An 8,664-nucleotide genomic window follows, 5' to 3' on the forward strand; every position below is an offset into this window, starting at 1 on the left:
CACCGCGCACCTCGGTGATGCGGTCGTCGCCGAGCGCGGTCACGGCCTGGGAGAAGGCGTCGCCGACGGTGCGCACGTGCTCCAGCAGCGCGTCCTCGGCGATGGTGCCCAGGACGGCGAGGGCCACGGCGGCGGCCAGCGGGTTGCCGCCGAAGGTCGTGCCGTGCTGCCCAGCGGTGAGCAGATCGCGCGTCTCGGACCCGAAGGCGATCAGCGCCCCGATGGGGAACCCGCCTCCCAGGCCCTTCGCGAGCGTCATCACGTCGGGGGTCACGCCCTGGGTGGCCTGGTGGGCGAACCAGTGGCCGGTGCGGGCGATGCCCGACTGCACCTCGTCCAGGATCAGCAGGGTGCCGTGCTCGCGCGTGAGCCTGCGCAGCGCCTGCAGGTAGGCGGGCTGCAGGGGGCGCACGCCTGCCTCGCCCTGGATCGGTTCGGCGAACACTGCGGCCACGTCCCCCGGGGCGAGGGCGGCGGCGAGGGCGTCCTCGTCGTTCGCGGGGAGGAACTCGACGCCTCCGGGGAGGGGTTCGAAGGGGGCGCGGTAGGCCACCTTGGAGGTGAGCGCGAGCGCTCCCATGGTGCGGCCGTGGAAGGAGTCGGCGAGGGCGAGGATGCGGGGGCGCCGCGGGCCGCCGTGGCGGCGGGCGATCTTGAAGGCGGCCTCGTTCGCCTCGGTGCCGGAGTTGGCGAAGAACACGCCGGATCCCTCGGGGGCCTGGGCGAGGCGCAGCAGGGTCTCGGCGAGCTCGATCTGCGGGGGCGTGGCGAAGAAGTTGGAGACGTGGGCCAGGTTCTCGGCCTGCTTGGACAGGGCGGAGGTGATCGAGGGGTGGCCGTGGCCCAGGGTGTTGACCGCGATCCCGCCCAGCAGGTCGAGGTAGCGGGTTCCCCGCTCGTCCCAGACGTGCACACCCTTCCCGCGCACCAGCACCCTCTGGGGGGTACCGAACACCGGGATCATGGACTGTGCGTAGCGCGTGCCGTAGCCGGTCTGCGTCCCGTGCTCAGACATAGTCGTCCCTCCTGACCATCGTTCCGATCCCCTTGGTCGTGAAGACCTCCAGCAGCACCGCGTGCTCGATGCGGCCATCGATCATGGCGGCGGTGCGCACCCCGGCGTCCACGGCCCCCAGCAGTGCCTCGGCCTTGGGGATCATGCCCTCGGTGAGCTCGGGGAGCATCGCGCGCAGCTCACTGGCCGCGATCTCGGGGATCAGCGAATCGCGGTCCGGCCAGTCGCGGTACAGGCCCTCCACATCGGTGAGCATCACCAGCTTCTCTGCGTCCAGGCCCTGGGCGATGGCTGCCGCGGCGAGATCGGCGTTGATGTTGAGGACCTCGCCGGTGAGGTTCCCGTCCTCGTCCACCTCGGGTGCGATCGAGGAGATCACGGGGATGCGGCCGGCCTCCAGCAGGTCGCTGATCGACTCGATGCGCACGCCGTCCACGGCTCCCACGTGGCCCAGGTCGATGTCCTCGCCGTCCACGACGGTGCCGCGGCGCTTGGCGGTGAACAGGTGCGCGTCCTCCCCGGACATGCCCACGGCGTAGGGGCCGTGCTGGTTGATGAGGCCGACGAGCTCGCGGCCCACCTGGCCCACCAGCACCATGCGCACGATGTCCATGGTGTCGGCGTCGGTCACGCGCATGCCGCCGCGGAAGGTGGAGTCGATCCCGACCCGTTCCAGCATGGCGCTGATCTGGGGCCCACCGCCGTGGACCACGACCACGTGGATGCCGGCCAGGTGCATGAAGACCATGTCGGCGGCGAAGGCGCGGCGCAGCTCGTCGTCGACCATGGCGTTGCCGCCGTACTTGATCACCACGATCCTGCCGCGGAAGCGCTGCATCCAGGGCAGGGCCTCGATCAGCACGGCCGACTTGCTGCGGGCCTCGAGGCGGGCGGCGTCGAGCTGGGCGAGGGGGTTCTTGCCCACCAGGGTCTGGGCGGGCCGGCTCGGGTCGGGGGCGGTCACGCTCATGAGGAGTAGGCGCTGTTCTCTTCGACGTACTCGTGGGTGAGGTCGTTGGTCCAGATGTCGCCGGTGGCGGTGCCGGCGCCGAGGTCCACTTCGATGAGGGTCTCGCGGGGAGTCATGTCGACCTCGGAGCGGTCGCGGTGGGCTCCGCCGGAGCGGCACACCTCCACCCCGTTGACGCTCACGGAGAGGTCCTCGACGGCGAAGGGGGCGACGTCCTCGGGGACGCAGCCGGCGGCGGCGACGATCCTGCCCCAGTTGGGGTCATTGCCGTACACGGCGGTCTTGACCAGGTTGGAGCGGGCGATCTCCCGGGCCACGGCCAGGGCGGCCTGCTCGGTGCTGGCCGAGCGCACGATCACGTGCACGTCGTGGGCGGCTCCTTCGGCGTCGGCCACCAGCTGCCGGGCGAGGTCGGCCGAGACCTGCCGGACGGCCTCGGCGAGCTCCTCGGCCCGCGGGGTGATGCCACTGGCACCTGAGGCCAGCAGGATCACGGTGTCGTTGGTGGACATGCAGGCATCGGAGTCGACGCGGTCGAAGGTGGTGGCGGTGGCCGCGCGCAGCGCGGACCCGGCGGTGGCGGGGTCGATGTCGGCGTCGGTGGTCAGCACCACCAGCATGGTGGCCAGCTGGGGCGCGAGCATCCCGGCGCCCTTGGCCATGCCGCCCACCACCACGCCGGAGGACGTGGTCGCGGAGGCGGTCTTGGGCACGCTGTCGGTGGTCATGATGGCGCGCGAGGCGGCCTCATCGGTCTCGGCTCCCACGGCGAGCGCGGCCGCCGCGGTGTCGATCCCGCCCAGCACCGCGTCCATCGGCAGGCGCTCACCGATCAGGCCGGTGGAGCACACCAGCACGTCCTGGGCTGAGATGCCGAGCTGCTGGGCGGTGTGCTCGGCGGTGCGGTGGGTGTCGGCGAAGCCCTCCGGGCCGGTGCAGGCATTGGCACCGCCGGAGTTGAGCACCACGGCGCGGGACCGACCATCGGCGATGGCCTGGCGGGACCAGAGCACGGGGGCGGCCTGGACGCGGTTCGCGGTGAACACGGCCGCGGCGGTGTCCCGCGGGCCGTCGTTGACGACGAGGGCGAGATCCAGGGCACCGGTGGCCTTGATCCCGGCGGCCGTTGCGGCGGCGCGGAATCCGCGGGGGCGGGTGACGGTCATGGCTGTCTCCGGGGGTCTGTGGGGAGGCGGGGAGCGAGCGGAGGCTGGTGCGGGGGCTGCCGGGCTCAGGGGGCGAGCGCGGTTCGGCTCAGCCCGGTTCGCTCCGGCAGGCCCAGGGCGAGGTTGAGGGACTGCAGGGCGGCACCGGCGGTGCCCTTGACCAGGTTGTCGAGGGCGGCGATCACCGTGGCCTGGCCGCTGCGACGATCCACCGCCGCGCCGATGCGCACCGTGTTGGCGCCGGTGACCTGGCCGGTGGCGGGCATCCGGCCCTCCGGCAGGACGGTGAGGAAGTGCTCCTGGCCGTAGTCGGCCCCGAGCGCCTCCAGCAGGTCCGCGGTGGTGGTGCCGGGATCGACGGGGGCATTGATCACCGCGAGGATGCCGCGGCTCATGGGCACCAGCACGGGGGTGAAGGTCAGGCGCAGTTCGCCCTCGGCACCGGCCCGGCGCAGGTTCTGCAGGATCTCGGGCACGTGCCGGTGGGAGCCTCCCGCGGCATAGGGCGACGCGGATCCTTGCGCCTCGCTGAACAGCAGGTGCTGCTTGGCGGTGCGGCCCGCACCGGAGTAGCCGACGGGGAGCACGGCGCCGAGCGCGCCGCCGTCGATGAGTCCTCTGCGCACCAGGGGCGCGACCCCGAGGGTGACGGCGGTGGCGTTGCAGCCGGGCACGGCGATCTCGCGAGTCCCGCGCAGCAGCTCGCGCTGACGCGTGCCATCGGCGAGGGGCAGCTCTGGCATGCCGTAGGTCCAGGTGCCGGAGTGCTCGCTGCCGTAGTAGTCCTCCCAGTCCTGGGCGCTCTCCAGGCGGTGGTCCGCCCCGAGGTCGAGCACGAGCACCTGCGGATCCACCTGCCGCAGCTGGGCGGCGATGTGTCCGGACTGCCCGTGGGGCAGGGCGAGGACCACGGCGTCATGTCCGCACAGGTTCTCGACCGTGGTCTCCTGGAGCACCGGGTCGTGCCCGAGGTCCACGTGCGGGGCGACCTCGCTCAGCTGCTTGCCTGCACTGGAGTGCGCGGCCACCGTGGCAACCTGGACCCCGCGGTGCCCGGCCAGCAGGCGCAGCGTCTCGCCCCCGGCGTATCCGGAGGCGCCGACGACCGCGATGCGGGGCAGGGACTGCGTGACAGACATGGCGAAAGTCTATACATGCCCGTGCATGATCAGCCAACTCGGCTGTGGTGCACACCTCGTACGGGCGGGGGGCCTCGTCGGTAACGGTTTCGACACGGACGCCCCTCGAAGGGGCCCCTCGGGTTGCACAGGGCCCACCTGGAGCGGTTAAGCCCTTGGTTCAGCGGTTAAGTAGGTGCCGTAGACGCACTCACGCTCGCAGCACGCCTCCTACGGCGTCCTCCACCGCGCGGATGCAGCGCTCGCGGGCCGCACCGATCTGCTCGCCGGTGAGGGTGCCGTCCTCGGACCGCAGCCGCACCGCGAAGGCAAGCGACTTCTTGCCCTCGCCGATCTGATCGCCGGTGTACACGTCGAACAGGCGAACGCTCTCGGCGAGATCTCCGATGCCCACCACGATCGCGGCCTGGACGGCCGAGGCGGGCACGTTCTGATCGACCACGAAGGCGAAGTCCTCCTTGGCCGGGGGGAACGTGGGCACCGGTACGGCCTCGACCACCGCGGGGGCCGCCGCGATCACGGCCTCCAGGTCCAGTTCGAGGGCGCTGCTGCGGGCGGGAAGGGAGTACGCCTTGATCACTGCGGGGTGCAGCTCCCCGGCATGTCCCACGACGGTCTGCTCTCCGTCGGCGCCCTGGACGGTGAGCTCGGCGGTGCGGCCGGGGTGGAAGGGCGCGTGCTCGGCCTGACGCACCTCGAGGTGCGCCCCCACGGAGGCGGCGACACGGTGCGCGAGGTCGATGGCGTCGGCCCACCCCCAGGCGGGTGCCTCCCCCATCCAGGATCCGGGGCCGCTGGCTCCGCCGATCACGACCGCCAGGCGCCGGGTCTGTGCGGGCAGGGCGTCCTGCACGGCGGCGAGCTCCTCGTCCGAGGGTCGCTGCGCGGCCGAGGGCACGGGCGAGACACCGGCCTCGCCGCGGGAGAGCGACACCGACCCCACCTGGAAGATGGCCACGCTCTCCTCACCGCGGCCCAGGTTGCGGCGCGCCACCGGCAGCAGGGTCTGCAGCAGGGCGGTGCGCATCAGCGGCTCGTCGTCGGCCAGGGGGTTCAGCAGGCGCACGGCGCGGCGGCGCTCGTCCTCCGCGTCGTAGCGCAGCTGGTCGAACACGCCCTCGCCGATGAACGGGTAGGAGGCGACCTCCGTGAGGCCCGCCTCGGCCAGCGCCCGCCCGGCGTTACGGCGGCCCCGCTGGGAACGGGTGAGCCCGCGACCACCGGGGGCGGTGGGCAGGACGGAGGGGATCTGGTCGTATCCGACCAGCCGCGCGATCTCCTCGACGAGGTCCTCACGGACCACCAGATCGGGGCGCCAGCTGGGCGGGGTGACGCGCAGCATGTCGTCGCTGCCGCCCGCCGGGGCGCCGGCCTCCTCGACGGTGCAGCCGATCATCTCGAGGCTGCTGCGCACCTGCTCGGGGGTGTAGGCCACGCCCACGACGCGCTCGGCGTCCGCGATCGGGAAGTCGATCGCGGAGGGCTCGGTGATGGTGCCCTCGTCGGTGACGCGGTGGTCGATCTCGCCGCCGCCGTACTGGACGATCAGCTCGGCGGCACGCTGGGCGGCCACCAGCGGCAGGTGCGGATCCACACCGCGCTCGAAGCGCTTGGAGGCCTCCGAGGGCAGGCGGTGGCGGCGGGCGGTGCGCGCCACGGTGATCTGCTGGAACGTGGCGGCCTCGAGGATCACGTTGCGGGTGGCATCGGTGACTTCCGTCTCCGCCCCGCCCATCACCCCGGCCAGGCCCAGCACACGATCCCCCTCTGGTCCGCCGCAGTCGGTGATCAGCAGGTCCTCGGCATCCAGGGTGCGCTCGACATCGTCCAGCGTGGTCAGCTTCTCACCCGCCCGGGCACGGCGAACGATGATCGGTGCGACCACCTTCTCCGCGTCGTAGGCGTGCAGGGGCTGGCCCAGATCCAGCATCACGTAGTTGGTGACGTCGACGATCAGGGAGATGGGCCGCATCCCGGCCTGGGTGAGGCGACGGCTCATCCAGCGCGGCGTGGGGGCGGTGGCGTCGGTGCCGCGAACCTCGAGGGTCACGAACCGGGTGCAGCCCTCGCCGCCCCGCAGCGGGGCATCGTCCCGCAGCTGCACCGGCACCCCGCCGCGGGTGCCCTCCGGCGCGTCGACGGTGGTCACGGGGTCCACGAACGCACCGCCCGTGGCGTGGGAGTACTCGCGGGCCACGCCGCGCATGGAGAAGCAGTAGCCGCGATCTGGGGTCACGTTGATCTCGACGGTCTCGTCGCCGAGTCCCAGCAGGGCGATGGCGTCGTCACCGGGCTCACCGGTCAGGCCCGCACCGAGACCGCGACCCAGCACGATGATGCCGTCCTCGCCCTCCGGGTCCGCTTCCAGGCCCAGCTCCTCGCCGGAGCAGATCATGCCGTCGGAGGTGTGGCCGTAGGTCTTCCTGGCCGCGATGGCGAAGTCGCCCGGCAGCACGGTGCCGGGCAGGGACACCACCACCAGGTCGCCCACCTCGAAGTTGTGGGCACCGCAGATGATGCCGCGGGAGGGCTGCTCCTGGCCGGGCTGAGGGTCCTTGGGATCGTCGGCGGCCACGTTGTGCTCGGGGCCCACGTCCACCCGGCACCAGTTGATGGTCTTGCCGTTCTTCTGCGGCTCCTTCTCGAGGGCGAGCACGCGGCCCACCACGAGCGGTCCGGTCACCTGGGCGCCGTGGATGGCCTCCTCCTCGAGGCCGACGGAGACGAGATCGGCGGCGACCGATTCGGCGCCGGCCCCCTCGCGCAGGGTGACGTGCTCGGCGAGCCAGGTCAGCGGGATGCGGGGCATCTCAGATCTCCGTTCCGTAGTGCTGGGAGAAGCGGACGTCGCCCTCCACCATGTCGCGCATGTCCTCCACCCCGTTGCGCAGCATCAGGATGCGCTCGATGCCCAGGCCGAAGGCGAAGCCCTGGTACTCCTCGGGATCCACGCCGCAGGCACGCAGCACGGCGGGGTTGACCATCCCGCAGCCGCCCATCTCGATCCATCCGGTGCCGCCGCACACCCGGCAGGCGGGATCCGCGTCGTGGTCCAGGCCGTGGCGGGCCTCGCAGGAGAAGCAGCGGAAGTCCATCTCCGCGCTGGGCTCGGTGAAGGGGAAGAAGCTGGGGCGCAGGCGCGTGATCGGCTCACCGCCGAACAGCTCCCTGGCCAGGGTGTCCAGGGTGCCCACCAGGTGGGCCATGGTGAGGTCCTTGTCGATCGCGAGGCCCTCCACCTGGTGGAACACCGGGGTGTGGGTGGCATCGAGCTCATCGGTGCGAAACACCTCGCCCGGGCACACGATGTACAGCGGCACGCCGCGCTCCAGCAGGGAGCGGGCCTGCACCGGGGAGGTGTGGGTGCGCAGGATCTGCCCGCTGCCCTCGCCGCCGTCCGGTCCGGCCACGTAGAAGGTGTCCTGCATCTGGCGGGCCGGGTGGTCCACATCGAAGTTCAGGGCGTCGAAGTTGAACCACTCCGCTTCGATCTCCGGGCCCTCCGCGACCTCCCAGCCCATCCCCACGAAGACGTCGCTGATGCGGTCGGTCAGGGTGGTCAGAGGATGCGTCGCCCCGCGCGGCCGGCGGTCCACCGGGAGGGTGACGTCGACCGTCTCCGCAGCCAGCGCGGCCTCCTCCTCGGCAGCGGCCATCTCGCCCTGCCGCTGCCCGATGGCCTTCTGCACGCGCCCCTTGCCCTGCCCCACCAGCTTGCCGGCCGCGGCCTTCTGGTCCTTGGGCAGGTCCTTGATGGAACGGTTCGCAGTGGCCAGCACGGAGGAGTCCCCGGTGTGGTCGATGCGCACCTGCTTCAGCTCGGCGGTGCTGCGCGCCGCGGCGACGGCGGCGAGCGCTGCGTCGACGGCAGCACCGATGGTGGCTTCGTCGATCACGGGCGCCTCGGAGGCGGGGGATGTTTCGGACACGGGTATCGCTTTCGTCCGGCGGGCACGGGAACGCCCGCGTCGGGCGCGGGCACCGCTGTCCATTCTAGGAGGGATGGGGACGGCTCCCCATGTCGTGTTCGCCGCGCCCTCCTTACACTTCGGGGAAGGTTCCAGGTGAGGTGCCGACATGGTCACGCACGGAGCGGACACGGAGCAGCCGGTCCTGCCTCGGAACGCGGTTCGGATTCCCGGCTCACGGTGGGCACCGATGACCTGAGCATCGCCGCCACCGGGAAGGACCGCACGCACTTTCGCGGACGAGCTGATCGTGCGCGATCACTCGGACGGGACGGCCGGGGGGCGCTTGAACTGACCTCGCCAAGGTCTCCGCGGTCACTCGTGGGACTGACCGGGCAATGATGCCTTCCGGAGGCTTTGGAGCACTGCAGAGCTGCGGCTCGTCCGCTGGTCCCGGCCAGCCCCG

At 72.0% G+C, this 8,664-nt stretch carries 6 protein-coding genes; all 6 read right to left on the reverse strand.

Annotation, left to right across the window (positions count from 1 at the left end; translation table 11 throughout):
• Window positions 1-1,015, reverse strand: a 1,015-nt coding sequence (locus M3B01_RS14010) for an acetylornithine transaminase (RefSeq protein WP_259793086.1), incomplete at its 3' end; no start/stop codon positions are given.
• On the reverse strand, window positions 1,008-1,985 hold the full coding sequence (argB, locus tag M3B01_RS14015) for an acetylglutamate kinase (RefSeq protein WP_228018443.1): 978 nt from the start codon (window positions 1,983-1,985) through the stop codon (window positions 1,008-1,010). The genes argB and M3B01_RS14010, both read right to left, overlap by 8 nt.
• Window positions 1,982-3,151: a bifunctional glutamate N-acetyltransferase/amino-acid acetyltransferase ArgJ gene (argJ, locus tag M3B01_RS14020; protein ID WP_259793088.1), complete on the reverse strand. Its 1,170-nt coding sequence runs from the start codon at window positions 3,149-3,151 to the stop codon at window positions 1,982-1,984. The genes argB and argJ overlap by 4 nt, the downstream gene beginning before the upstream one ends.
• A 65-nt stretch (window positions 3,152-3,216) precedes the next feature.
• Window positions 3,217-4,290, reverse strand: coding sequence for an N-acetyl-gamma-glutamyl-phosphate reductase (gene argC, locus M3B01_RS14025; protein ID WP_259793089.1), 1,074 nt, complete (start codon window positions 4,288-4,290; stop codon window positions 3,217-3,219).
• Window positions 4,291-4,480: 190 nt separating this feature from the next.
• Entirely contained in the window at window positions 4,481-7,099 is a 2,619-nt protein-coding gene (gene pheT / locus M3B01_RS14030; protein ID WP_259793090.1) for a phenylalanine--tRNA ligase subunit beta, read from the reverse strand.
• A gap of 1 nt (window position 7,100) precedes the next feature.
• Window positions 7,101-8,219 carry a phenylalanine--tRNA ligase subunit alpha gene (pheS, locus tag M3B01_RS14035; protein WP_259793093.1) on the reverse strand — a complete coding sequence of 373 codons (1,119 nt, stop codon included), beginning with the start codon at window positions 8,217-8,219 and terminating at the stop codon, window positions 7,101-7,103.
• Window positions 8,220-8,664: the final 445 nt, after the last annotated feature.

Source organism: Brachybacterium sp. p3-SID957 (assembly GCF_025144775.1).
Lineage (GTDB): Bacteria > Actinomycetota > Actinomycetes > Actinomycetales > Dermabacteraceae > Brachybacterium > Brachybacterium epidermidis.